At 58.8% G+C, this 23,977-nt stretch carries 21 protein-coding genes; 7 read left to right on the plus strand and 14 right to left on the minus strand.

Annotated features, from left to right (window positions below):
• Nucleotides 1–9 precede the first annotated feature (9 nt).
• Together argE and argA are read left to right on the plus strand one after the other, a co-directional pair.
• A complete protein-coding gene (gene argE / locus A8B84_RS14240; protein WP_064229791.1) occupies nt 10–1,179 on the plus strand; it encodes an acetylornithine deacetylase in 1,170 nt (389 codons plus the stop codon).
• A gap of 188 nt (nt 1,180–1,367) precedes the next feature.
• Entirely contained in the window at nt 1,368–2,675 is a 1,308-nt protein-coding gene (gene argA / locus A8B84_RS14245; RefSeq protein ID WP_064229792.1) for an amino-acid N-acetyltransferase, read from the plus strand.
• On the opposite strand, the gene A8B84_RS14250 is transcribed toward argA, so the two are convergent.
• A complete protein-coding gene (locus A8B84_RS14250; RefSeq protein ID WP_064229793.1) occupies nt 2,649–3,719 on the minus strand; it encodes an aminopeptidase in 1,071 nt (356 codons plus the stop codon). The genes argA and A8B84_RS14250 overlap by 27 nt on opposite strands.
• Before the next feature lie 171 nt (nt 3,720–3,890).
• Here A8B84_RS14250 and A8B84_RS14255 point away from each other — a divergent pair, with 171 nt between their 5' ends.
• On the plus strand, nt 3,891–7,697 hold the full coding sequence (locus A8B84_RS14255) for a DUF1631 family protein (RefSeq protein ID WP_064229794.1): 3,807 nt from the start codon (nt 3,891–3,893) through the stop codon (nt 7,695–7,697).
• An 18-nt stretch (nt 7,698–7,715) separates the two neighbouring features.
• Nucleotides 7,716–8,582, plus strand: coding sequence for a phosphoribulokinase (locus A8B84_RS14260; protein WP_064229795.1), 867 nt, complete (start codon nt 7,716–7,718; stop codon nt 8,580–8,582).
• Nucleotides 8,583–8,586: 4 nt separating this feature from the next.
• On the opposite strand, the gene A8B84_RS14265 is transcribed toward A8B84_RS14260, so the two are convergent.
• From A8B84_RS14265 to A8B84_RS14275, 3 genes are all read right to left on the minus strand, one after another.
• Entirely contained in the window at nt 8,587–9,435 is an 849-nt protein-coding gene (locus A8B84_RS14265) for a pirin family protein (RefSeq protein WP_064229796.1), read from the minus strand.
• A 135-nt stretch (nt 9,436–9,570) separates the two neighbouring features.
• On the minus strand, nt 9,571–10,365 hold the full coding sequence (gene speD, locus A8B84_RS14270; RefSeq protein WP_064229797.1) for an adenosylmethionine decarboxylase: 795 nt from the start codon (nt 10,363–10,365) through the stop codon (nt 9,571–9,573).
• A gap of 248 nt (nt 10,366–10,613) precedes the next feature.
• Nucleotides 10,614–11,036, minus strand: coding sequence for an OsmC family protein (locus tag A8B84_RS14275; protein ID WP_064229798.1), 423 nt, complete (start codon nt 11,034–11,036; stop codon nt 10,614–10,616).
• Between the two features lie 265 nt (nt 11,037–11,301).
• Between A8B84_RS14275 and crp the strand changes: the two genes are divergently transcribed.
• Nucleotides 11,302–11,943 carry a cAMP-activated global transcriptional regulator CRP gene (gene crp, locus A8B84_RS14280; RefSeq protein WP_007153756.1) on the plus strand — a complete coding sequence of 214 codons (642 nt, stop codon included), beginning with the start codon at nt 11,302–11,304 and terminating at the stop codon, nt 11,941–11,943.
• Nucleotides 11,944–12,036: 93 nt separating this feature from the next.
• Here the strand turns inward: crp and modC are convergent, their stop codons facing one another.
• The 6 genes from modC to A8B84_RS14310 form a co-directional block, all read right to left on the minus strand.
• A complete protein-coding gene (modC, locus tag A8B84_RS14285; protein WP_064229799.1) occupies nt 12,037–13,119 on the minus strand; it encodes a molybdenum ABC transporter ATP-binding protein in 1,083 nt (360 codons plus the stop codon).
• Complete coding sequence (gene modB, locus A8B84_RS14290; protein WP_064229800.1) at nt 13,116–13,796, minus strand: molybdate ABC transporter permease subunit; 681 nt, start codon at nt 13,794–13,796, stop codon at nt 13,116–13,118. Before modB ends, modC begins: the two co-directional genes overlap by 4 nt.
• Nucleotides 13,796–14,584 (minus strand): molybdate ABC transporter substrate-binding protein, encoded by a 789-nt coding sequence (gene modA, locus A8B84_RS14295; protein ID WP_082905165.1) that lies wholly within the window; start codon nt 14,582–14,584, stop codon nt 13,796–13,798. The genes modB and modA overlap by 1 nt, the downstream gene beginning before the upstream one ends.
• A gap of 17 nt (nt 14,585–14,601) precedes the next feature.
• A complete protein-coding gene (locus A8B84_RS14300) occupies nt 14,602–15,570 on the minus strand; it encodes an alpha/beta hydrolase (RefSeq protein WP_227512842.1) in 969 nt (322 codons plus the stop codon).
• Nucleotides 15,530–16,516 carry a sterol desaturase family protein gene (locus A8B84_RS14305; protein WP_064229801.1) on the minus strand — a complete coding sequence of 329 codons (987 nt, stop codon included), beginning with the start codon at nt 16,514–16,516 and terminating at the stop codon, nt 15,530–15,532. Before A8B84_RS14305 ends, A8B84_RS14300 begins: the two co-directional genes overlap by 41 nt.
• 108 nt (nt 16,517–16,624) lie before the next feature.
• A complete protein-coding gene (locus A8B84_RS14310) occupies nt 16,625–17,371 on the minus strand; it encodes a glutathione S-transferase family protein (RefSeq protein WP_064229802.1) in 747 nt (248 codons plus the stop codon).
• Between the two features lie 139 nt (nt 17,372–17,510).
• On the opposite strand from A8B84_RS14310, the gene A8B84_RS14315 reads away from it, so the two are divergent.
• Complete coding sequence (locus tag A8B84_RS14315; RefSeq protein WP_227512843.1) at nt 17,511–18,485, plus strand: META domain-containing protein; 975 nt, start codon at nt 17,511–17,513, stop codon at nt 18,483–18,485.
• Here A8B84_RS14315 and A8B84_RS14320 read toward each other — a convergent pair.
• From A8B84_RS14320 to A8B84_RS14335, 4 genes are all read right to left on the minus strand, one after another.
• The gene (locus A8B84_RS14320) at nt 18,461–19,090 is read right to left on the minus strand and encodes a substrate-binding periplasmic protein (RefSeq protein ID WP_264753897.1); all 630 of its coding nucleotides are present in this window, start codon (nt 19,088–19,090) and stop codon (nt 18,461–18,463) included. The two genes, A8B84_RS14315 and A8B84_RS14320, sit on opposite strands and share 25 nt — an antisense overlap.
• A gap of 296 nt (nt 19,091–19,386) precedes the next feature.
• Nucleotides 19,387–20,445 (minus strand): quaternary amine ABC transporter ATP-binding protein, encoded by a 1,059-nt coding sequence (locus A8B84_RS14325; protein ID WP_064229805.1) that lies wholly within the window; start codon nt 20,443–20,445, stop codon nt 19,387–19,389.
• Nucleotides 20,446–20,455: 10 nt separating this feature from the next.
• Entirely contained in the window at nt 20,456–21,490 is a 1,035-nt protein-coding gene (locus tag A8B84_RS14330) for an ABC transporter permease (RefSeq protein ID WP_064229806.1), read from the minus strand.
• Nucleotides 21,491–21,587: 97 nt separating this feature from the next.
• Nucleotides 21,588–22,553, minus strand: coding sequence for an ABC transporter substrate-binding protein (locus A8B84_RS14335; protein WP_064229807.1), 966 nt, complete (start codon nt 22,551–22,553; stop codon nt 21,588–21,590).
• 300 nt (nt 22,554–22,853) lie between these two features.
• Here A8B84_RS14335 and A8B84_RS14340 point away from each other — a divergent pair, with 300 nt between their 5' ends.
• Nucleotides 22,854–23,954 (plus strand): M14 family zinc carboxypeptidase, encoded by a 1,101-nt coding sequence (locus A8B84_RS14340; protein WP_064229808.1) that lies wholly within the window; start codon nt 22,854–22,856, stop codon nt 23,952–23,954.
• Nucleotides 23,955–23,977 lie beyond the last annotated feature (23 nt).

Genomic DNA, 23,977 nt, shown 5'->3' on the forward strand with positions numbered 1-23,977 from the left:
GAGGAAACTATGTCGCAGTCCGATAGCAAATCCGCAGCGGTGCCGGGCATTCGTGACATGCTTGCCCGCCTGATATCGCTGCCTTCCATCAGTAGCGCGTCGGCGAAGTGGGATCACAGCAACGAGCCCGTAGTGCGAACCTTGGCAGAATGGCTGGAGGCTCTCGGGTTTACCGTGGAAATCCTGGAAGTGCCCGGGATGCCTGGAAAGTTCAACCTGATTGGAACCCTGGGCAGCGGCCCGGGCGGTCTGGTGCTGTCCGGCCACACCGACACGGTGCCCTTTGATGACAAACGCTGGCAGAGCGACCCCTTTACCCTGACCGAGCGGGACAACCGCTGGTACGGGCTGGGCACCTGCGACATGAAAGGCTTTTTCCCGCTGGCCATCGAAGCGGCAAGGGCTTTTGTGGGCGAAGACCTCAAGCAGCCCCTGATCATACTGGCTACGGCCGACGAAGAGAGTTCCATGGATGGTGCCCGGGCCCTGGCCGAAGCCGGCAAGCCCAAGGCCCGCTACGCGGTCATCGGCGAGCCCACCAGCCTGAAGCCGGTGCGCATGCACAAGGGCATCATGATGGAGCGTCTGAAGTTCGAGGGCCAGTCCGGCCACTCTTCCAACCCGGCCCTCGGCCGCAATGCCATGGAAGGGATGCACGAAGCGCTCACCGAATTGCTGGCACTCCGGTCAGGCTGGCAGGAAAAGTATCGGAATCCGAACTTCGAGGTGCAGTTTCCAACCCTGAACCTTGGCTGCATCCACGGCGGTGACAATCCCAACCGCATCTGCGCCCAGTGCGAACTGCACTTTGACTTGCGCCCGTTGCCGGGCATGAACATGGAGACCCTGCGCCAGACCATCCTGAGCAAGGTCCAGCCAATCGCAGAACGCCGGGAACTGTCACTGGAATTCGAGCCGCTCTTCGACGGGGTACCGCCCTTCGAAACCCCGGCCGATGCGGCCCTGGTCAAAGCCTGTGAGAAACTGACTGGCCATACCGCCCACGCCGTTGCTTTCGCCACGGAAGCGCCCTGGCTCCAGAAGCTCGGCCTGGAAACCTTGGTTATGGGCCCCGGGTCCATCGATCAGGCGCACCAGCCCGATGAATTTATAGAGCTGTCTCAACTGGAACCAACCGTGAAGATTCTGCAGGGTCTCATCCGACAGTTTTGCCTTTAGGCTGGAGTCCGGGTCAAATAGGGGGCTGAACACTGTCGGGAGCCCTCTCCAAAACACGCCCGTAAATACGTCCCTGTAGGGCTCGGTCGCGCCATCCCTGGCGCTCCACGGTTTTGGAGAGGGCTCCCGACAGTGTTCGTCAAACTGAATTGCGGGCCGCGTAAAGAAAAAAGCTTGGAGTATTCGAATTGAAATCAAACGACTGGCTGCATGGATTCCGCCATTCATCCCCTTACATCAACGCCCACCGCGGGCGTACGGTGGTGCTGACCATTCCAGGGGATGCCATTGAGCACGGGAACTTCATCAACATCATCCATGACATCGCGCTGCTGAGCAGTCTTGGTGTGCGGCTGGTCGTTGCCTTTGGTGCCCGCCCGCAAATCCAGGCGCGGCTGGACGGCGCCGGCGTGGAATCGTCGTTTGCCAAAGGTCTGCGGATTACACCGCAAGAGCACCTCAGCATGGTGATGGAGGCCATCGGTGGCCTGCGTGCCTACCTAGAGAGCCACCTTTCCATGGGTTTGGTGAATTCGCCGATGCACAATGCCCGTATTCGGGTGAGTGGCGGCAATTATGTGGCCGCCAAGCCCGTGGGTGTGCTGGACGGTATCGATTTTGGCCATACCGGCAAGGTGCGCCGGGTGGATGTGGCTGGCATCGAGAAACTGCTGGAGCTTGGTCACATTGTTTTGTTGCCGCCCATGGGCTATTCGCCCACCGGGGATGCCTTCAACCTCTCCTACGAGGATGTAGGCAGCCAGGTGGCGGCGGCACTGCAGGCCGAAAAGCTGATGGTGTTTATTGATGATCCCGGCTTGCAGGAAGAGGACGGCGCCCTGATCCGGGAGCTGTCGGCGCGCCAGGCGTCCGAGCGTCTGGCTTCCGGCGCGGTGACCGGTCACGATGCCGACCTCCTCAGGGCGGCCTGTGATGCCTGTGTGAAGGGCGTACGGCGGGCCCACATCATCAGCTATGTGGACGACGGCGCGTTGCTGAAGGAGCTTTTTACCCGGGACGGTGCTGGCACACTGGTCAGTGGTGATCATTATGAGCAGTTTCGTCAGGCCCGGGTGGAGGACATCGGCGGGATTCTGGAGCTTATCCAGCCGCTGGAGGAGCAGGGCATTCTGGTTCGTCGTTCCCGGGAGATGCTGGAAACCGAGATTGACCGGTTTGTCGTGGCCGAGCGCGACGGGACCATCGTGGGGTGTGCCGCCCTCTACAGTTACCCCGAGGAGGGTGCCGGCGAGCTGTCCTGTTTTGCCGTGGATCCGAATTATCGCCGGGCCGGGCGGGGCGATGAGATTCTGGCGATGGTCGAGAAGCTGGCCAGGGGGCAGGGCATCCAGAAGCTGTTTGTGCTGACCACCCAGACCGAGCACTGGTTTCGGGAGCGTGGCTTCCAGCCTTCCACCGTCCAGGCCCTGCCGGGGCCCAAGCTGGCCTCCTATAACACCCAGCGGAACTCAAAGGTGTTCTTCAAACCGCTGTGACAGGGCAGCCAGGTAGTCGGACCTCTGGGGTTCGGGTTTTTCGGAGAGCGCCTCCACGGCCTGGTAAAAAGCCGGGAAATCGTAGTCTGCGTTCCGAAGCATCTGCCGGAAAGCCGGTACATGCTGGTTGTACTGGCGAAACAGCGCCAGATTGGCATTGTTCAGGCTGACCGGGGCCGGCCCGAACGGTCCGGGTTCAGGCCAGTCCGCAGAAAGTTCCTGATAGGCGATAGCCAGGTCTTGGAGGATGGCGGCCTTGCGATCTCGGAGATGTTGGTCTGGCAAACTGTCTGCTTGGGCGTAAAGGGCTTCCAGTCGGGCGCTGAAGTCCTCCACCAGGGCAAGGGTCTGGTTGCGGCGAGCAAGACGGCCCAACGCTTCGCGGAACTGGCCGGGCTTGCCCTGTTCCGATAACCAGAGTCTGAGCCCCTCCAGCTCCACCGCCGTCGCGAAGCTCTCGTTAAATGCGGTGTCATCGGCAATGTAGACCACCCTGTGGGCCAGTTCATGGAAAATCAGGGCGACCATGCGGTCCTCCTCCAGGCGGGTAAAACCAGTGTGCAGCGGGTCATCAAACCAGCCGAGAGTGGAATAGGCGGTCACGCCGCCAATGAAGGTGTCGAAGCCGTTGTCGCGGAATTGCGCCTGCTCGGCACGCGCATCGTCCAGGCTGAAGTAGCCCCGGTAGGCCTGGCAGCCGAGAACCGGGTAGCACCAGCGGTGTGGCTCCAGCGAGAACTCCGGTACGGCCACCAGGTTTACCACCACCCAGGGTCTTTCAAGCTGCACGTAGTCGCTGAAGGCGTCTCCCACCGGCAGGGCCAGTCTTTGAGCGGCGAATTCCCTGGCCTGTTGAGCCAAAGCGAGTTTTTCCCGCAGCTCCACCGGCGTTGTGTCGTCTGAGAAGACCTTCTCCACCGGTTCTCCCGACATCATCAGGGACATATGCCCACTGACAGCTTGCGAATAGTAGCCAATGGTCGAACAGCCGTTAAGCATTGTTACCAGTAGCAAAAGTAGATAGATCTGACTAAGCTGTTTCATGGGTCAGGATGTTATAGTGGATTGGTTTGCCTGTGGGGGCCAGGCCGCTATAGTACAATCATGGTCTCTATAGTAGCAGCCGGTGGCATCCGCCATCGTTTCAGGGACGTGAGTCGGTACCGGACATTGTGTCCGGTGACTGGTCCGGCTTTGCGAGATATCAGGTAGTTCATGGATCCGAGAGAACGTCGTAGCAGCCCCCGCCAACCCATCAAGCTTGCCGCCCAGATTGATCTGGGAACCGGTGAAGCCTGGCCGTGTCAGATCGCGGATTTCTGCGCGGAGGGGCTTTTCGTCCGTTATTCGAGCGAAACCTCCAAAAAGCTGGACCGCGCCTTTGCTTCCGGCACGCCGCCGGAACTGATTGTGCGTTTCCGTGGCCTGGACGGCGCCCGACGTCATGAACTTCATGTCAGTATTGTTCGCCGTATTGATGGCGCCATGGGGGTCAATTTCAGCCGTCCGAACCCGGAGGCGGTTGATGCCATGCTGCAACAGTGCGGTGGCTCCCGCCGACAGGATCGCTCTTCTCTCCGTGCCCCCAGCGACCGGGTCCAGTTCGTCCTGCACCAGTCTGCCAAGGCCGTGATCCAGTTCATCGAGCCGTTGATGGACGCCTGTTTCGTGCAGATGGTGGAGGGCCTGAAGCAGGCAGCCCAGAAAGCCTCGAATGACCAACAGGCCAATGAGTACATGGACGCCTCCGGCCAGATCCAGGCCCGGCAACGGGTGATCTGGCACCAGATGGCGCGAAGCCTGGAATCGCCGTTGAAGCCCGCCCCTAAAGGATTCCCCGGCTCCGAGCTGTCGGTGGTGGACAAGGGCGAGTTCGAGGACTGGCTGACCATCCGGGTGATGGTGACCAAGGCGGATACCCAGTATCGTGGCGACCTGCTGCAGCTGAAGCTACGGCTGGACAAACTTGGAATCGCCAACGCCACGGGCCACCACAACCCCCTCGGGCCATCTCTGGTCTGCGAAGCGTTCCACCATGGCCTTAACCAGCTCAAGGCTTCCCGGGAGGTGGAGAAGGTCTGCCTGCGGGTGTTTGAACAGACAGTGCTGCAACAGCTGGGTCCCCTTTATAAAGAACTGAACGATATCCTGATACGCCATGGCGTTCTGCCAGACCTGGATCTCAGCAAGTATCTGAGCGAGCAGGCCGGGGCGAAGCCGGAGGAAACGAAGGAGCAGGTTCAGCCAGAGCCCGTTGCGGAGGAGAGTGCATCTGCGAGGTTGAAATCCGAGCCAAAAGCGGATGAGGGTACTGCCAGACAGGCCCAGCCACGCCGGAAACCCGGAATGTTGGGCGGCGAATTCCGAGGCTACGCCCAGGCCGCCCAGACTGCATTCGCAACCGTACGCAATCTGCTCAACACACTAAGCGCGAGCCGTGTAGCCCGGGGCGATCCGGAACCCATGCCGTTTCAGCCAAACGCCAGACCACTATCGCCCGGAGAACTCCAGCGGGAGCTTCAGCAGTTGCAGTCACAGACCGTTGAAGCGGGTGAAGAGCTCGCGCCGTTGAAGGACCGGGTGGTAGAGAAGGTCAAGGCGAGCGGTGACAACAGGCTGGATGAGGAGCAGCAGGAAACGGTCGATGTGGTCGACCGCTTTTTCAAGTCAGTGGTGGAGAGCCCTAAACTCAGTGAGTACGCACAGCAGCGTATGCGGCAGTTGGAAGTGCCCGTTCTGAAAGTTGTCATGCGCGACCCCGCGTTCTTTGATGATCAGGACAGCCCGGTTCGGGGGGTGATGAACCGCCTGGCCCAATTGGGAGTCAAGGGTGGCCGTATCAATCCGGTGGTTCAGCGACGGGTTGATGAGCTGGTACAGCGGATTACCACGGATTTTGAGCAGGACACCGGAGTATTTGAGCATACGGTTCAGGAGCTGGACACTCTGATCGACCGTCAGAATCTCGTCTATCGCAGGAACGTCGAGCGTGTTACAGCGGCGGCAGAAGGCGCCCAGAAGGTGGCCGAATCCAAAAAGGCCGTGTCCGAGGTGCTGGATCAGAAACTGGGCGGGCGCAAGGTGCCCAAGGCCGTGCTTAGTCTGTTGGACGGCGGTTGGCGGGACCTGCTTTCTCTGACCTGGATCCGGCAGGGACCGGACAGTCAGCTCTGGCAGGATTATCTGGCGGTGATCGATTCCTTGCTGTCCTTCGCTGACGATCCCAACAGTTCCATCAACCTGCCGGAATTGCTGAGGGTCATCCAGGATGGCCTGGCTTCCATTTCCAGCAACCATATGCCGTCTTCGCAAATCCGGGACGAGCTCAAGCAGTTCCTGGTCCGCAGCCCGGAAAAAAGTCCCGAACTGGTTGAGGTGCCGCCGGCCAAGCCGGAGCAAGCGGACACGAAGAAGCTGTCCGATCGGGAACAGCGCAGCCTTCAGCGCTGGATCAACCGGGCTCAGCAATTGCGCACCGGTGATTGGCTCCGGGACCAGGAAAACCCCAACGAGCCCCAGTACATCCGCCTGGTCTGGATTGCCCGCGGATTCAGCCGTTTCGTGTTTGTGAACCATCAGGGCATGCGTGTGGTGGAGCTGGAGCTTGAGGCACTGGCCCGGCAAATGCGCAAGGGGATTATTGTTCCCGACAGCCAGTATGAGCGGCCGCTGGTGGATGAAAGCATCGACCGGATGGTTCGCAAGGTCTACGACCAGCTTTCCTGGGCCTCCACCCATGATGAACTGACCGGCCTTCTGGGGCGACGGGAATTCGAACGCATGCTGGATCAGCAACTGGCCCGCCGGGAATTCGAACGCATGCTGGATCAGCAACTGGCCCGCCGGGAAGATGAGCGCTCCCTGGTGCGCCTGGATCTTCGCCGCTTCCGCCTGCTGAACGATACTGCCGGCTACCAGGCCGGCGATGAGACCCTCAAACGGGTGGCGGATATTCTGCGCAGCCACGTGGGTGATGGTATGCCCGTGGCCAGACTGGCAGGCAATGAATTTGCCATGCTGGTGCCCTCCGAGAGTGCCAGCGATGCGGCCAGGGATCTGATCAGGGCAGTGGAGGCCGCCGAGTTCAGTTTTGGTGGTCGGGCCTATCGGCTTTCGGCCAGTGCCGGTGTGGTTCCCACTTTGCCGGCACTTGTCAGCGCAGAACGCTGGTTACGGGCCTCTGAACAGGCGTTGGCAGCGTCCCGGCAGCAGGGCCATGGGAAGGTTTCGGAGTATGCTCTGGGTGCTGAAGATCAGTCGCGCCAGGAGCAGATCGCCGCCAAGGTTGCCAGTCTTAGTGACCTGAATGAAGAGCGCATGTTGCTGCGCTGCCAGAAAATCATACCGCTGCACGCGAACGCCTCCATGGCGGCGCAGTATGAGGTGCTGATCAGCATGTACGATGATGAGGGCACCCTGATCACTGGCCGGGACTTCGTCCGCATGGCCGAGCGCTATGACCGTATGCAGGCGGTAGATCGCTGGGTGGTCGGTCACATGCTGGACTGGCTCAGGGAACAGGCGCCAGACCCGAGGCACTTCGGCGGTGTCTGTATTAACCTGTCCGGCTACTCCATGAACGATCAGTCGCTGCTGGAATTCATCTATGAGAAGCTGAGTGAGAAGGATGCGCCCATTGAGCGGCTTTGGTTCGAGCTTACCGAAGCTTCGGCGATCAACGACGTTCAGTCGGTGGCCGATTTCATAGTTGAGATGAAAGAACTCGGCTGCCGGTTCTGTCTGGGCAACTTCGGCAGCGGCCCAAGTTCGTTCGAATTCATGCGCTCGTTGCCGGTGGATCTGATCAAGATCGACAGTGCCTTTACCGGCCAGTTGGCAACCAGCGAGACCGATCGGGCGATGGTTCGCTCCATGGTGGATATGGCCCATTACATGCACCGGGAAGTGATTGCGTCCCAGGTTGAGTCCCGGGACGTTCTGGACATGCTTCGGCAACTGGGTGTGGACTACGCCCAGGGCTTCGTGGTCGAGAAGCCCCGTTTACTCGACAGCCTCACCTGATTCCGGCAGTCTTCCCCTATGTCAAAACGCCATCCGATCATTGCGGTTACCGGTTCATCCGGCGCGGGAACCACCACGACCGGCCAGATTTTCAGCCGGATGTTCGCTAGTGAAGGGCTGAACGCCGCCATGGTCAGTGGTGACAGTTTCCATCGTTACAATCGTGAGCAAATGGCCAGGCTGGCGGCCAAAGGCCAGTTCGGTGAGCGCAACCACTTCGCCCTGGCTGCCAATCACATCGACAAGCTGGAAGCGCTTTTCTACGATTACGGTCACACCGGTAATGGCCGGTACCGGCAATACGTCCACGATGAAGATCGCAGGCTGGTTGAAGCCGGACACAAGCCAGGAACCTTTACGCCCTGGGGCCCCTTACCTGCCGATACCGATCTGCTTTTCTACGAGGGGTTGCACGGCGGCGTGGTCAGCGAGACCTGCAACATTGCCCAGTACGTGGACCTGCTGATCGGTGTGGTGCCTATCGTGAACCTCGAGTGGATCCAGAAGATCCATCGGGACACCCACAAGCGCGGATACAGTCAGGAAGCGGTGGTGGAAACCATCATCAACCGCATGGACGACTATGTTCACGACATCGTTCCCCAATTTTCCCATACCCACATCAATTTCCAGCGCATTCCCCTGGTGGACACCTCCAATCCCTTTGTCGTCCGGGATGTGCCCACCGAGGACGAGAGCATGCTGGTGATCCGGTTCCGGGACCAGTCGGAAGTCGACTTTCCCTACCTGCTGCAGGTGATTGCCGGTAGCAGTCTGTCACGGCACGATACCCTGGTTATTCCGGGCACAAAAATGCCGCTGGCCATGGACCTGATTGTCAGGCCCATGGTGCAGCGGCTGATGGCAAGGAAGCCGTTCGCCTGATCGGTCAGGCGGTCAGATGGCCGTCCCGGTAATCCCGGAGGGTCTGCTCAATCTCCTCCCGGGTGTTCATCACGAATGGGCCGTACTGGACCACCGGTTCGCCGATAGGCTTACCGGCAATCAGCAGCAGTCGCGCCCCGGATTCTCCGGCACTGAGCGCAATCTGATCGCCGTTGTCAGCCAGAATGTTGGCGGCGCTGCGCTGCAATGAGCTTTCACCCAGGCTGGCCGTGCCCTCGTACAGGTACAGCATGGCGTTGTGACCTTCCGGGACCGGCAGGGTAAGACGTCCCTTGGGTGCCAGATGGATGTCAGCATAGACCGGTTGAGTACTGCCGCCCACCACGGCCCCCTCGCGGGGCTGGCCCTCGATCTCCAGGGAACCGGCGATAAGCTTCACTTTGCCACCGTCGAGGCTGATCTCGGGGATCTCTTCCGGCTGAATGTCCCGGTAGCCGGCGTCCGTCATTTTTTCCGCCGCCGGCAGATTCAGCCACAGTTGGAAACCACGCATCACGCCCTCTTCCTGCTGGGGCATTTCCGAATGGATTATGCCGCGGCCGGCGGTCATCCACTGCACACCACCGTTGCGCAGATCGCCCCGGTTCCCGAGATGGTCCTCGTGCAGCATGTGCCCCTCGATCATATAGGTCACGGTTTCGAACCCCCGGTGGGGGTGCGATGGAAAACCGGCGATATAGTCGGCGGCCTCGGCGGAACCGAACTCGTCCAGCATCAGGAACGGGTCCAGGCGAATGTTCTGCTGTTGACCGATGGAGCGCTTGATGCGCACGCCAGCTCCGTCGGAAGTTTCCAGGGCTGGAATAATCTGTTTCAGGGAACGCAGGGTCATGGTGTCCTCCTCTCGTTAGCTCTTGGCTCTATTTAAACGGGATAGGAGGAGAGAATAAAACGCAGAAATCTGGCGGGTGACATCAAAAAAACTGAAGGACCCGTGACGCCCCGGGCGGGGCGCCACAGGAGGCGATCATTCGACGTTGCGGGAGTAAAAAATCTCAAGCATTTCCCGGCGCAGACGGTCCTCGATGGACTGTGCTTCGGCTGGGTCGAGATCACCGGCGTTCACCCCGAACACATAGTTATCGAGGTTGAAATTCTTCAGCATCATCTTGGTGTGGAACAGGTTTTCCTGGTACACGTTCACATCGATCATCTGATACGCGTTCTGGGTATCCTCGGTCAGATAGTTCTGGATCGAGTTGATGTCGTGATCAATGTAGTGCTTGGTGCCGTCCACATCACGGGTGAAGCCGCGAACCCGGTAATCCACGGTGACCACATCGGAATCAAAGCTGTGGATCAGATAGTTCAGCACTTTCAGGGGTGAAATCAGACCACAGGTGGATACGTCGATGTCTGCCCGAAAGGTGCTCACGCCATCGTGGGGATGGCTTTCCGGATAGGTATGTACGGTGACATGGCTCTTGTCCAGGTGCGCCACAATGGTATCTGGCAGCGGGCCCGGAGATTCCTCGTTATCAGGCTCCTCGCCGTTGGTGAGCTCGTGCTCGGCGATCAGCATGGTGACCGAGGCACCGTGCGGCTCATAATCCTGGCGCGCGATGTTCAGGACGTTGGCGCCGATAATCTTGACGACGTCGGTCAGAATCTGGGTCAGACGCTCGGCGTTGTACATCTCGTCAATGTAGTCGATGTAAGCCGTGCGTTGTTCTTCGGTCTGCGCATAACAGATGTCGTAGATGTTAAAGCTCAGGGATTTGGTCAGGTTGTTGAAACCATGCAGCTGGAGTTTTGATTCCATGCTCAGCCCCTCCGGATCGTGGAGATGAATGACTGCAGAGCTGCATTGCTGCGCTCTGCCGAGGCCGCCACCGACTACTGACCGGGTTGTTCACCTTTTGCGCAGACCGGCGGAGAGGGTGCGTATTATGCACACCGCAAGTGATGTTGAATAGTATTTGCAATGACATTTTAGCATCCGTGATTTCCGCTGCACCCGACCCCGGGGATTCGGCGCATGCCACGCGCTGAAGCGGTTTGTCCGGCCTGCTAATCGGCCTCGTGAACCTCGTAGGTGTGACTGATCTCAACGCCAGCCTGTTCCAGCATGATGGATGCTGAACAATACTTTTCTGCCGACAGGCTCACGGCCCGCTTCACCAGGTTTTCCTTGAGGCTGTTTCCGGTTACCACAAAATGCAGGTGAATCCGGGTAAATACAGCCGGTATCGCATCGGCCCGCTCGGCTTCAAGCTCGGCGTGGCAGGCAGTTACATCCTGCCGGCTTTTCTTCAGAATGCTCATGACATCAAATGCGGAGCAGCCTCCCAGCCCCATCAAAAGCATTTCCATCGGGCGCGGGCCGAGATTTTCGCCCCCGTGGTCCGGCGGGCCATCAAGCTGGACGCTGTGGCCGCTGCCGCTGGTGGCTTTGAAACTGGCATTGCCTGTCCAGTCTACAGTTGCTTTCATGGGATGCTTCTCCGTTGTGATTGCGCGGGACGAACTTACGTCAAAGCCCCGACAAAGATGACCTGTGGCCGGATGCTAGCACAACCGGCCTCGCCAGGCAGGCTGATCACGGATACATGTTGTATACTCTTTCCGGTTGCCCGCAACAGACCTTCTTGTTATAAGTTGCGGAGTTTTGCAATAAAAAAGAACGAACCCGCATGGAAAGCCGGGTGCATAACAAACATTGGGACCCGCCAGTATCTGAGGAGGCACGACTCGCATTATGGCCACTATCGTCAAGCCGGTTGAGCAGAAAACCAAGCATCTCGACTATTTCCTTTCGCAGTGCCATCGCCGCCGTTATCCAGCCAAGAGCACAATTATCTATGCCGGTGACAAGAGCGATTCACTGTTCTACATCGTCAAGGGATCGGTAACCGTCATTATTGAGGATGACGATGGTCGTGAGATGATCATGGCCTATCTGAACGCCGGCGACTTCTTCGGTGAGATGGGCCTGTTCGACAACATGGATTCCCGCAGTGCCTGGGTAAAGGCCAAGACCGAATGCGAAGTGGCGGAAATCAGCTACACCAAGTTCCGGGAAATTGCCCAACAGGATCCACGGGTTCTGTACTTCATCGGCGAGCAGATGGCCTCCCGCCTGCGCCAGACCACCCGCAAGGTCGGCGACCTGGCGTTTCTGGATGTCACCGGGCGTGTTGCCCGTACCCTTCTGGACCTGTGCAAGGAACCGGATGCCATGACCCATCCGGATGGCATGCAGATCAAGATCACCCGGCAGGAAATCGGCCGTATTGTTGGCTGCTCCCGGGAGATGGTCGGCCGGGTACTGAAAACCCTGGAAGACCAGGGGCTGGTCAGGGTCAAGGGCAAGACCATGGTGGTTTACGGCACCCGCTGAGTCTGACCAATCACCCTGTTTTCCGGAAGGCCGCTTTCAACAGCGGCCTTTTTCCTTGCTCAGCCAGCGTAGCCGGTTGCGGTGCCCAGGAAGCTAAGCTATCAGGGCAACGGATCGGATCTGCATCCAGACGTTCATGCCCGGCGCAAGACCGAGCTGGGCGACGGCTCGGGAGGTGAGTCTCGATAGTAATGGCGTCGGCCCGGCCAGAAGCCGAACCAGGCTGATGCCGGGCGCCACATCGGGATCAATCTGGTCGATGACTGCAGGCACGAGATTCTGGATGCTCTGGTCGGGATTCTCGGTCAGGGCAAGGCTGACATCCCGGGCCAGTACCCTTACCCGAACCTGGTCTCCCGTTTTTAGCCGGTGGTCACATCGCAGCCAGAGCTGGCCGCCATCGAACCGGAAAAGTGCCAGGTGCCAGTGGTCGTCAAGATCGATAATCTGGCCTTCCAGCAAGGCACCGGCGTCGTCCTGGACGCGGAACGGATTATCGATGCCGGCCAGGGTATCCCTCAGTGGCCCCTGCGCGACCACACGGCCTTCTTCCAGCATCACAATGTGATCCGCCAACCGGGCAACTTCTTCGGTTGAATGAGATACGTAGATAATCGGAATAGCCAGGGTATCGTGCAGCCGTTCGAGATAGGGAAGGATTTCCTGCTTGCTGTTGAGGTCCAGAGCGGACAGCGGCTCATCCATCAGCAATAGCCTTGGGCTGGTCAGCAGAGCACGGGCAATGGCCACCCGCTGGCGTTCACCACCAGAGAGGCCAACAGGCATGCGGTCCAGGTGTGATTCCAGTCCAAGCCACCGCACGGCATCGTCGAATCCGATTTGTCGGTCGCCAGCCGGAATGCGCCGGTACCCGAATTCCAGATTCTTGCGCACGTTCAGGTGAGGGAACAGGTGGGTTTCCTGGAATACATAGGCCAGAGGCCGCTTGTGGACTGGCCGAATGAACGTCTCGGTTTGCCAGGGTTCGCCAAGGACGGTCATGGTACCGGGGGCGCTTTGCAGGCCGGCCATGCACCTTAACAGGGTGGTTTTGCCACACCCCGAATGCCCGAACAAGCCGGTGATGCCGGTGCCTGGCAAGGTCAGGTCTACGTCGAGGCCGAAGCCGGGGAATGTACACTGGAAGCGGGCACGGATGGTGTTGGAGGCGGTCATCTGATCGCTCCAGAGCGGGCTTTGCCGTTAAGCGCGTAAACAGTCACCAGCACCACGAAGGAGAATACCACCATGCCGGCGGACAGCCAGTGGGCCTCGGTGTATTCCAGCGATTCCACATGGTCGTAGATGGCGACAGAAAGCACCTTGGTTTCGCCCGGGATGTTGCCGCCGATCATCAGGATCACGCCGAACTCGCCAATGGTATGGGCAAAGGTCAGTACGGCGGCTGTTAGAAAGCCGTTCCGGGCCAGGGGCACGGCGACGAACAAAAACCGGTCCCAGGGCGCTGCCCGGAGCGTGGACGCGACTTCCATAAAGCCTTCACCAACTGCTTCGAAGGCGTTCTGTAGAGGTTGAACGGTAAAGGGCAGGGAATAGATGACCGACGCCACCACCAGGCCTTCGAAGGTAAATGGCAGCAGCCCGATACCCAGGGACTGCGTCATCTGGCCCACCCAGCCTTCCGGCCCCATGACCAGCAGAAGATAGAAACCCAGCACGGTAGGCGGCAGAACCAGAGGCAGCGCAACCACGGCCGCTATCGGTTGCCGAAGCCAGTGTCGGGTCCGGGCCAGCCACCAGGCGATAGGGGTGCCGATCAACAGCAGCAGTACAGTGGTCGTCGTGGCCAGCTTCAATGTCAGCCAGACCGGATCCCAGTAGGTTTCAAACATCAGTTGGTCGTGTCATTTCCGGTGTCGTATCCATAGCTCCGGATAATAGCAATGGCGGCGTCTGATTTCAGAAAATCCATCCAGGCCAGGGCGGCCTCGTTGCCGGCTCCGCGATTCAGCAGGATAACCTGCTGATCAATGGGGTGGTAGTAACTCTGGGGAACTTCCCAGAAAGTGCCTTTATCATCTTCCCAGGAGCGTACCTGGGACAGAGCCACGAAGCCGGCCTGGGCATTGCGGCTGACAACGAACTGGAAAGTCTGGGCAATGGAGTCCCCCCGAACGAGTTTCGGCTGCAGGACATCCCATTGGCCCATATGCTCCAGAACCTGCTGCGCGGCTAGGCCGTACGGGGCCGTCTTCGGGTTGGCGATGGCCAGCCTCGCGAAGGGCTGGCTGGCCAGATAACTATGGGCATCTTCAAAAGCTCCGGCGGCAGGACTCCAGAGCGCCAGCTTGCCCCGGGCGTAGGTGAACCGTGTGCCGGAAATGCCAGCCTGCTCCTGCTCGATCAGCGCTGGCCGTCGCACGTCGGCGGCCATGAATACGTCGAAGGGCGCGCCATTTCTGATCTGCGCGTAGAGTTTACCCGTGGATCCGAAGCTTGCGGACACGGTGTGCCCGGTTACGGCTTCAAAATGCTGCGCCAGTTCCCGGGCGGTGTCGGTAAAGTTGGCGGCGGCCCCGAGACTGACCTCGCCAGCAACAGCCCCGGTGATGGTGAAGCCAGACAGGCACAGAGCCAGTCCCAGGGTACGGAACAGCCTGAGGCCTCGAAGATAACCCATGCAACGTCCTTACAGAGTCAATCAATGATGGCTTGAGTTTGTGGTGACATTTCCGGATGCGCGACCGATGACGGTGAATCTGAGGTCAGGCACAAAGACCGGAGGTAATCCCGGACGTCGTCCCGGTTGGTCTCGTTGAGCATCTCATGGCGGCCGCCTTCGAACAATCTCAGGGTGACGTTTTCAACACCCGCCTCACGAATGGTCTGGAAGTGCCTTCGGACGCCACGCCCCATTTCCCCGACGGCATCTGCAGTGCCTGAAAACAGATGCACTGGCAGATCTTTGCGCCAGGCAGCCGGCGAAAGGCGCAGCATACCACCAGTGAAATCCCACCACAGGCCAACCGTGCAATCGAAACCACACAGCGGGTCGGCAATATAGCGATCCACCTGGTCCGGATCCCGGCTGAGCCAATCGGCATTGGTTCGGTTCGGGCGGAACTTGCGATTGAACTGCTCAAAGGTCATTCGGGCCACCAGACGGCTGCGGTGCTGCTTGCCGCGAACCAGACGGATCAGACCGATCAGGGTCCGGGATGCCAGGAGCTGGCCCCGGTCAATGCGGTTGGTGGCGCTGAGGATCAGGGTGTCCAGTTTGTCGCCGTGGCTCTGGGCGTAGGCCTGGGCAATAAAGGAACCCATGCTGTGGCCCAGCAGGTTGACGGGCAGCCCGGGAAATCGGGCACGGGTGTGTTGAACCATCTGATGCAGGTCGTCAACCACACGGGTCCAGCCATGCTGGTCGGCATAGTGCCCCAGGTCCCCGGAAGGGCAGCTCGGGCCATGGCCCCGGTGATGATAGGTGATAACAGCTATGCGGTTTTCCCCGAGCCAGCGCGCCAGTGGTGTGTAACGGTCGCCGTGTTCGGCCATGCCATGGCTGACAATGAGAATGGCGGTCGGTGCCGCCGGGGTAAAGAGCGTCCCGGTTATCGTGTGGCCATCACCAGCGTTCAGCGTCAGGGGATGTTCGTTCAGTGTCACGGCCCGTTTCCTTGTTGTTTTTCACTGTGGCCGGGCGTTGCCACTCCGGCGGTTTCCATAGGTGGGTAAGGCGAGACAATAATCCGCCTGGCTGCGCCATGTCGCGGAACAGGTCCACGTATTCGTGGGTCCATAGCACAATCAGGTTATTGGAGCGGATGGGCCGGGTGATTCCGTATTCGGGCGGATCCTGGGCATTTTCGTCGACAAACGTGCCGAACACGCGATCCCATACTATCAGCGTGCCGCCGTAATTACGGTCGATATAACCGGGATTGCGGCCATGATGAACCCGGTGATGGCTCGGGGTGTTGAAAACAAGTTCAACCCATCGGGGCAGTTTTCCAATCAGTGTGGTGTGAATAAAGAACTGGTACACCAGTGACAGTGCGTAAGCCACGCCAATCCAGACAGGATTGAGACCCAGCAATGCCAGGGGCAGATAGAACACCCACATGCCGTTGAAAATGTTGGTGGCATTCTGGCGCATGGCGGTGGAAAAATTCATCCGCTCCGAAGAATGGTGCACCACGTGCGCGGCCCAGAACCAGCGCACCCTGTGACTGGAAAGGTGCATCCAGTAGAAGCAGAAATCCACGCCCAGGAAGGTCAGCAAGGCAGTGAATGCATCAAGTTCCAGATCGAACAGGCGGTAGTGGTAACAGAGGGCGTAGGCAGGAAATGCAATCAGGCCGGCGAAGAGCAGCTCGGTCACCTGGTAGCCGGCACCAAGGGCAAAGTTCCTGATCGCTTCCCGGGTATCCATCAGCTTTGGGTTGTGCCGGATCTTTAGGTATTCCCACAGCGTAACGGCCACGAAGACGGGGGTGGCAACCACAAAAATCAGTTGCCGTTCATCCAGCGCCAGCCAGGGCGACGCCACCTTCCACAGGGCAAGCAGACCGCTTTCTTCCAGTACGGCCAGCATCATGTCGGTCAAAGCCATAGAGTTCCCGCCGGGTTCCAGTTCCTACAGGCTTATTTTGGCATGTAACCCGGGCAGTGGAATGTCGGTTCACGCCAGATTGGCTGACGAATTCCGACACCGGCGGACTCAGTTGGGCTGGCGGTTTTCACTGTAGATTTTCTCCAGGGGACGGATCTGCTGTTGCCACTGGTCCAGCCAGGTCTTGATGTCCCTGGGAATCCGGGCAGGTTTTGGCCAGGGCACCGGGTATTGCGCTGGCTGGAACATGGGCGCAAACAGGGCCGCGGCCGTCAGGTCGGCACGGGTGAACTGGTCGCCAACCAGAAAAGGGCGCTTGCTATAGATGTCTGCCAGCTCGGTGAGAAGATCTTCCATTACCTGCCGGGATTTTTCAGAGGTTTTCTCGTTGATCTTCATCCACTGGCGCATGACTTCATCAACCCGACTGAACGCCAGGCTGAGGATTATCCGGTTATAGAATGGCGTACCGGCAGCCAGCATGGGCACCACGATTTTGGGGCGCTGAAGGAAGTGGTGGTAGGAGTAGCAGCGTATGGCGGGGCCGGCTTCCTCGTCCAGCCGCCGTTCCCAGGCCAGCGCCTGCTCGCGCAATTCCGGATCGTTCGGAGTCAGGGAGTGCTCGGGAAAGGTCTGATCCAGGTAATCCAGGATGGCCGCTGAGCCCTGAACCACCTGGCCATCATGCTCCAGGACCGGTACTGACGAGGCCTGGCCAGTCAGTTTCCGGATGGTTTTTACATGCTGCCCGGGCAGCAGATTGACCGTTTCGTAGTTGAGTCCCTTGTAATCCAGGGCCCATCGGACTTTTTCGCAATAGTGGGAAATGGCAAATTGGTGAAGTTTCAGCGCCATGGGGTCGTCTCCTCGGTTCAGCGTTCTAGCATACTGCCGGTGAGGCGGTATAAGAAGTCTCGTCGAACACTCATGGTGGCCTCGTCCGTCGTTGGCTTCTAAAATGTAGGTCGAAAACATGCCTACAAGGGAACTGACCATGCACTCACGACGAGTTCTGATGTTGTCCGTCGTCACGGCGGCGGGCCTTGCTGTCTCCGCCTGCTCCTCTCTGCCCGATACCCGTCAGCCGGTTTCCGGTAGCTATGCGTGCGGGCAACTTGATATAGCCGTATCCGGTAATGAGGACAGCGATCTGATCAGTGTCGATTATCTGGACCGGCGGGTTCTGCTCAAGCCGGAGGAAAGCGCCTCGGGAGCCCTGTATGTTGCCCCGGGCGATGACCAGACTCGTTTCTGGAGCAAGGGTGAAAAAGCGACCCTGACGATACGGGGGCAAACGTACCCGGAATGTTTACAGCCGGGTGACCTGGAAATGCCTTTTGAGGCCCGTGGCAATGAGCCCTTCTGGCATGCGACGCTTGAGGGAGGCGAGCTGTTGTTAACACGCCCATTCGAGGAGCAGGGCACACGCCGTGTTCCGGTTGAACTGAGAACAGCCAATCGCCACGGTCGGGAGTATGTGGCGACGCTGGATGATCTGCCCATCAGGCTCACGGTGGCCCGACAACTTTGCGAAGACAGTATGTCTGGGGCGCAATACCCGGCGCAGGTGCGCCTGGTAGTTGGCAGTGACGAATTCACCGGGTGTGGCGGGGATCGTCAACGCCTCTTGCGGGGCGCCGTGTGGGTTGTTGAGGATCTTGCAGGAACAGGCATTATTGACCGGTCACGGATCACCATTGAGTTTCTTGAGGACAACAGAATGGCGGGTCAGGCTTCGTGCAACCGCTATACCGGCAGCTATCAGCTCAGGGGCGAAGGCGTTGCCATCGGTCCATTGGCATCAACCCGGATGGCCTGCGCGCCAGCGCTGATGAATCAGGAGGATCGGTTTCTCACCCTTTTGGGTCAGGTGACGTCAGTTCGTATTGGTCAACACGGCGAGTTGCTCCTGTCGACAGCCGACGGCGGGACGATGCGGGCGTTTCAGTCCGACCATGATAGTCCGTAACGGGCCAGTATCTCCGCTACCCGGCCGGTGCTCTGCAGGGCTTTGGCTCCCTCCGACAGGAGCGCTGCGAGCTCGAGGGAGTCACTGCCGACCGGGGAAAATGCAACATACAGCGGTGACTCATGGATCACCGTGGCCATTCTCAGACTTTCAGCGCTGCCATCCTGTTCCAGTTGCCACTGCATCACGTAGCGATCTTCCGGAAATACGTCAGAGCGGCGTTGGTGCAGGAGTTCGATAGCGCGGCTGAGCGGCGCCGGGCCCGAGAGTATCCAGACCTTTTCCGGGTTGTCCTGATACTTCGCGATATAGCTATCCAGTTCCGGTGAATAGGCATAGCCATTGATCGCCAGCAGGGTGAACTGGCTGAGTGAATCGACGCCACTGTACTGCCAATTGTTGTCAGGGTGGGTGTAGAGCGCAATCTTGGAGTAGCCAATGGCGGCCTTGGGAAACACAAAGTCCGGTGCATCTCCGGGAAGGGCTCCAACAACGGCATCCACATAGCCGTCCCGGGCTTGCTGGAGTGCCCGAGCCCAACTCATATTAACGTATTCCACATTGATACCTGCCAGGCCAAACGCTTCCCTGGCGATATCTATCATATAGCCTTCGTGCCCGGAGCCGGCTTCACAATTGTGAGGGCACCAGGGATCAGCGGCAATAACTACGCTCTGACGCGGCTCTGTGGGAGCCGGCGCTGCGGGAGCTGTCTTCGTTGCCTTTGCTACTGTTTCAGGAACCAGCGATGGCGGGTCCTCTGGCTGCGAGCAGGCGGCAAGAAAGAGCGCAATCGAGAGAACCAGGGGTTTTGCCATGGCGATAAAACCAGAATGCCGAAACCGTCGGCTTTACCTGAAGCATAGACCCTGGCGGCGGTTTTGTAATGAACAAAATGGTGCTAGGCCGCGGTTTTGCTCCTGTCGGCTGACGCGGCTGTCGGCACCAGTGCACGGGCCAGATCTTTCATGTGCAGAGTGCCCACATGCTGATCGTCCCGGACCACCCGGAAATTCAGGGACATGTCGCCTTCGGATTTCAGAAGTACCGATTCCAGGTTGTCTTTTTCCGAAATATCCCCGGCAAACTCGGAATCACCATCGTCCGGCGGGCTCATCACAGATCGTACCCTGAGCACCCGGGCCCGGTTGATATCGCTGATGAAGTCGACAATGTAGGGATCGCCCGGGTTTAGCAGAATCTCCTGGGGATCCCCCTGTTGCACCACTTCGCCGTCTTTCAGAATGACCAGGTGATCGGCCAGCTTCAGGGCCTCATCTAGGTCGTGGGTGATGAATACGATGGTTTTCTTGAGCTCTTCCTGCAGCTCCAGTAACAGGTCCTGCATATCGGAGCGAATCAGCGGGTCCAGTGCCGAGAAGGCTTCGTCCATCAGCATGATCGGGGCGTCGGACACCAGGGCCCGGGCGATACCCACGCGCTGCTGCATGCCGCCGGACAATTGATGCGGATACTGGTATTCGTTGCCTTCCAGTCCAACCCGGGCAAGCCATTTACGGGCATCGGCCTCAAAGTCCGAGGTTGTGTAGCCCCGAATGTCCTTGGCCATGCCGGCGTTCTCGAGCACCGTCTTGTGAGGCAGCAGGGCAAACTTCTGGAACACCATCGACATACGTTCCCGGCGGAGCTTGCGCAGCTGCTCCTCGGTGTAGCTCATGATGTCCTCGCCGTCGACGCGGATTTCACCGGCTGTAGGGTCGATCAGCCGGTTAAGATGCCGGATCAGGGTGGATTTCCCGGAACCGGACAGGCCCATGATTACGGTAATCTCGCCATCGTGCATATCCACGTTGATATCACGCAGGCCGAGGACGTGTCGCTGTTGTTCCAGCAGATCGGCTTTGCCCATGCCCTTGCGAACATACTCCAGGGCAACATCCGGGGTCGGGCCGAAGATCTTGTAAAGGTTTCGGATCGAAATCTTGATGTCTTTTGCCATGGGGCTTACCTCACTGCTTCTGGGAGACGTTGATGCGTGCCAGGGACGCCTTGGTTACCCGGTCGAGAATCACCGCCAGGATCACAATGCCAAGACCCGATACCAGGCCAACCCCCAGTTCCAGATTACGGATGCCCCGCAGGACCAGAACGCCAAGCCCAGGCGCGGACACCAGGGATGCGATGACAACCATGGCTAGACTCATCATGATGGTCTGGTTGACCCCTGCCATGATGTTGGGCAGCGCCAACGGGATCTGCACCTTGTAGAGTTTCTGTCGGGGCGTCATGCCAAAGGCGTCTGCGGCCTCAATCACGTCCTTGTCCACCAGCCGGATGCCGAGGTTGGTTAGCCGGATCACAGGAACAATGGCGTAGAGGATGATGGCGATACCGTACAGCTTTGACTCGGTGACACTGAACAGGAAGATAAGCGGGATCAGGTACACAAACGGTGGCAGCGTCTGCAGCATGTCCAGCACCGGTATGATCATGCGTTGCAGGGAATTGCTGCGTGCCATGGCGATGCCTATGGGTACACCCAGTAACACGCACAGGAAGGCACATACAAAAATGATCGCCAGGGTTTGCATGGCGTAATCATAATGGTCGATGAAGGCCAGCAGTACGATACTGCCGCCTACGAACAGCATCAGCTTCCAGGATTTGGTGACCACGAAAACAACCGCCAGTAACAAGGGGATAACGATCCACCAGGGCGTGTTCAGCATGGCGTAAAGTGCCCCATCCAGGAACCAGCTGAGCGGCTGGGTCAATGGATCGAGAACCAGACTCAGGCTGTCCTTTATTGCCAGAAACCCCTGTTCCAGGCCCTTGGTAAGCTCCCGGGACTGGGGAAAGGCGGCACAGGATTCGTTCAGGGCGTCCATGGACGGAAACGGGAGCTCCCATATAGAGGCCGGTTCGGCGCTCTCTCCCTTGTTCTTATTCAGCAAATCGGCCATCGACATGGGGCCGCTGCTTTTGCCTTCAGAGCACCACTGCTCAAGGCCCAGTGATGAAAAAAGCGAGTCGTAGGTTGCCATGGGCGGTCAGTCTCTCCTGCACGCGTCTGAAATCAGAACGGTTTTCGGAAAACGGCCCGGGACACAGATAGAGTGTGTCCCGGGCGGGGCAGGTCGATCAGTTAAGAACGTTGGCCAGCCGCTCTTTTGCGGAGTCGTTGAGCCAGGTTGACCACTCGTCGCTGTTATTGGTGAGGTAGTAAACCGCAGCTTCCTCGCCCGAGGCGTTGTTAGCGTCCATCCAGGCCAGGATGCCGCTCATGGTCTCGGTTTTAAACGTCAGCTTGCTGAGCATCTCGGCAACTTCCGGCTCGCGCTCTTTGAAGTCGGTGGTAACCGACGTCAGGATCGTGGCCGCCGGGAAGTCGGAAACACCCGGGTTGTCGACATCCGGTGTCTGGTTTTTCTGGTGCACGTCCGGCTTGATTTCACCGAGGTCAACCCGGGTCATGTCGTACTTACCAAGGGGAACGGTCGGGCCCCAGTAGTAGCCGAACCAGGGCTCTTCGTTCTGGACAGCGGACGCCATGGAGGAGGCCAAGGTCTCACCGGAACCATGGTTGAATACGTCAATGCCGGACTCTTCCAGATCCAGGGCGCGAATCAGGTTGTCACTGACAACACGGCAGCCCCAGCCGTCCGGGCAGTTATTGAACCGACCGCCCACGAGCTCGGGATTGGCCATTACGCCCTCGATGGTCTTCAGTTCAGGGTGCTTCTCGGCAAGGTAAGTGGGAATCCACCAGCCTTCAACGCCACCCGGATCCAGCACTTTGCCCAGGCGCTCAACCTTGCCCTGTTCTTCCAGGCGCAGGTAGGCCTCGCCCGCGGAGTTGAGCCACAGCTCGGTAACAATGTCGGGCTCACCGTTCTCGGCAACCGAGGTTACCGCCGGAACGGTATCGGAAGGAACGATGGTGACGTCACAGCCATAGCCCTGCTCCATAATAAAGGTGGCCACGTTGGTGACGACGGTGTTGGACGCCCAGTTCATTTCCGTGATGGATACCTCGCCGCAATCGGCCTGGGCCGCGACGGGTACGGATAGCGCGCAAAGCAGTGCAGCAGACTTGAGCTTTCGCATAGTCACTTCTCCTTCTTCAGGGTTTGTGATTTTTGGAGGGTGTTGTCGGTGTTAGTGCCGATACAAAGGGGCCGCGATCCGAAAGGATCGGGAAAACAGCTGTTTTATGGTCGCTGTCATGGTCGAACAAATCAGAACATCTCGGTTAATACCTAGTAACAAGGATAACGAAGCTCAGCTCAGTTACAAGGGCGTATTCCAAATGTATCTATAAAAAGGACATGTTATGCTTCCAAGGAGCTGTCAATAAGTTGTAGCAATCAACGGTTACACTCCGCGGATCTGATACCGGAGAACGCCATGACAGAGCTGCGCGACCTGACGCCCCATACGTCGATTTCCCAGGAGCAGGGCAGCCGCGATGGTCGCCAGCGCCGGCTGTTGCGAACCTTTCTCCCGGAACTGGTCGGGCTTGAGCGACTGCTGGCAGAAGCGCCGGAACTTGTAACCACACAAGTGGTTGAGCGCATCGCCATGAAGGATCTGCTGCTGCCTATTTACCGGGTTGATATCGGCTCATCCCGGCCGGATGTGCCGGCGGTATTGATTGTTGGTGGTGTGCATGGGCTGGAGCGCATTGGCAGCCAGGTGGTGATGGCCTGGCTGAAGTCGCTGCTCGCCAGAGTGACCTGGGACGAACATCTGGCGGGCTTGTTACAGAAGGTGCGGATTACCCTGTTGCCCATACTCAACCCGGGCGGCATGTACCTGAATCAGCGCAGTAATCCAAATGGCGTGGATCTGATGCGCAATGCGCCAATCACCGCCCAGGATCGCAGCGCGTTCCTGCTCGGCGGGCAGCGGATCTCACCCCGTTTTCCCTGGTACACCGGAGACCCCGAACAGGGCATGGAGCCTGAAAACCAGGCGCTGGAGGCAGTGATCGAGGGATTGCTGCCAGGGCGGCCGTTCAGTGTGGCGCTGGACTGCCATTCCGGCTTCGGTATGCAGGATCAGATCTGGTTTCCGTATGCCTACCGGAGACGACCCATGCGCCGGATCGCTTCGGTTATGGCGCTGAAGCTGATCTGGGAACAGGCTTATCCCAACCACGACTATCGGTTTGAGCCCCAGTCCCGGCATTACCTCACTCACGGTGATTTATGGGACTACTTTTACAAACAGGTCAATCGTGAAAATGCCGGTGTTTTTCTGCCTCTCACCCTGGAAATGGGGTCCTGGCGATGGATCCGCAAGCGGCCTCGTCAGCTGTTGAGACTGGATGGATTTTTCAATCCCCTGGTTCCCCATCGTCACAAGCGGGTTTTGCGTAGCCATCTGGCCTGGATGGACTTTCTGGTCAACGCCGCCGCCAGCCACGAAAACTGGTTGCCGGTTCGCGAGGAGGAGTCCATGCTGAGGGAAGCCGCGATCATGCACTGGTATCGCGATTCTTACTAGCGATTCAGTGGGTCTGGGCACCA

Source organism: Marinobacter sp. EhC06 (assembly GCF_001650915.1).
Taxonomy (GTDB): Bacteria; Pseudomonadota; Gammaproteobacteria; order Pseudomonadales; family Oleiphilaceae; genus Marinobacter.

What these genes read in the sequence shown, in the direction of transcription:
- argE (WP_064229791.1), top strand. Translation starts at nt 10, where the DNA reads ATGTCGCAGTCCGATAGCAAATCCGCAGCGGTGCCGGGCATTCGTGAC.
- A8B84_RS14250 (WP_064229793.1), bottom strand. Translation starts at nt 3,719, where the DNA reads ATGAAACAGCTTAGTCAGATCTATCTACTTTTGCTACTGGTAACAATG.
- A8B84_RS14255 (WP_064229794.1), top strand. Translation starts at nt 3,891, where the DNA reads ATGGATCCGAGAGAACGTCGTAGCAGCCCCCGCCAACCCATCAAGCTT.
- A8B84_RS14260 (WP_064229795.1), top strand. Translation starts at nt 7,716, where the DNA reads ATGTCAAAACGCCATCCGATCATTGCGGTTACCGGTTCATCCGGCGCG.
- A8B84_RS14265 (WP_064229796.1), bottom strand. Translation starts at nt 9,435, where the DNA reads ATGACCCTGCGTTCCCTGAAACAGATTATTCCAGCCCTGGAAACTTCC.
- speD (WP_064229797.1), bottom strand. Translation starts at nt 10,365, where the DNA reads ATGGAATCAAAACTCCAGCTGCATGGTTTCAACAACCTGACCAAATCC.
- A8B84_RS14275 (WP_064229798.1), bottom strand. Translation starts at nt 11,036, where the DNA reads ATGAAAGCAACTGTAGACTGGACAGGCAATGCCAGTTTCAAAGCCACC.
- crp (WP_007153756.1), top strand. Translation starts at nt 11,302, where the DNA reads ATGGCCACTATCGTCAAGCCGGTTGAGCAGAAAACCAAGCATCTCGAC.
- modC (WP_064229799.1), bottom strand. Translation starts at nt 13,119, where the DNA reads ATGACCGCCTCCAACACCATCCGTGCCCGCTTCCAGTGTACATTCCCC.
- modB (WP_064229800.1), bottom strand. Translation starts at nt 13,796, where the DNA reads ATGTTTGAAACCTACTGGGATCCGGTCTGGCTGACATTGAAGCTGGCC.
- modA (WP_082905165.1), bottom strand. Translation starts at nt 14,584, where the DNA reads ATGGGTTATCTTCGAGGCCTCAGGCTGTTCCGTACCCTGGGACTGGCT.
- A8B84_RS14305 (WP_064229801.1), bottom strand. Translation starts at nt 16,516, where the DNA reads ATGGCTTTGACCGACATGATGCTGGCCGTACTGGAAGAAAGCGGTCTG.
- A8B84_RS14310 (WP_064229802.1), bottom strand. Translation starts at nt 17,371, where the DNA reads ATGGCGCTGAAACTTCACCAATTTGCCATTTCCCACTATTGCGAAAAA.
- A8B84_RS14315 (WP_227512843.1), top strand. Translation starts at nt 17,511, where the DNA reads ATGCACTCACGACGAGTTCTGATGTTGTCCGTCGTCACGGCGGCGGGC.
- A8B84_RS14320 (WP_264753897.1), bottom strand. Translation starts at nt 19,090, where the DNA reads ATGATAGATATCGCCAGGGAAGCGTTTGGCCTGGCAGGTATCAATGTG.
- A8B84_RS14325 (WP_064229805.1), bottom strand. Translation starts at nt 20,445, where the DNA reads ATGGCAAAAGACATCAAGATTTCGATCCGAAACCTTTACAAGATCTTC.
- A8B84_RS14330 (WP_064229806.1), bottom strand. Translation starts at nt 21,490, where the DNA reads ATGGCAACCTACGACTCGCTTTTTTCATCACTGGGCCTTGAGCAGTGG.
- A8B84_RS14335 (WP_064229807.1), bottom strand. Translation starts at nt 22,553, where the DNA reads ATGCGAAAGCTCAAGTCTGCTGCACTGCTTTGCGCGCTATCCGTACCC.
- A8B84_RS14340 (WP_064229808.1), top strand. Translation starts at nt 22,854, where the DNA reads ATGACAGAGCTGCGCGACCTGACGCCCCATACGTCGATTTCCCAGGAG.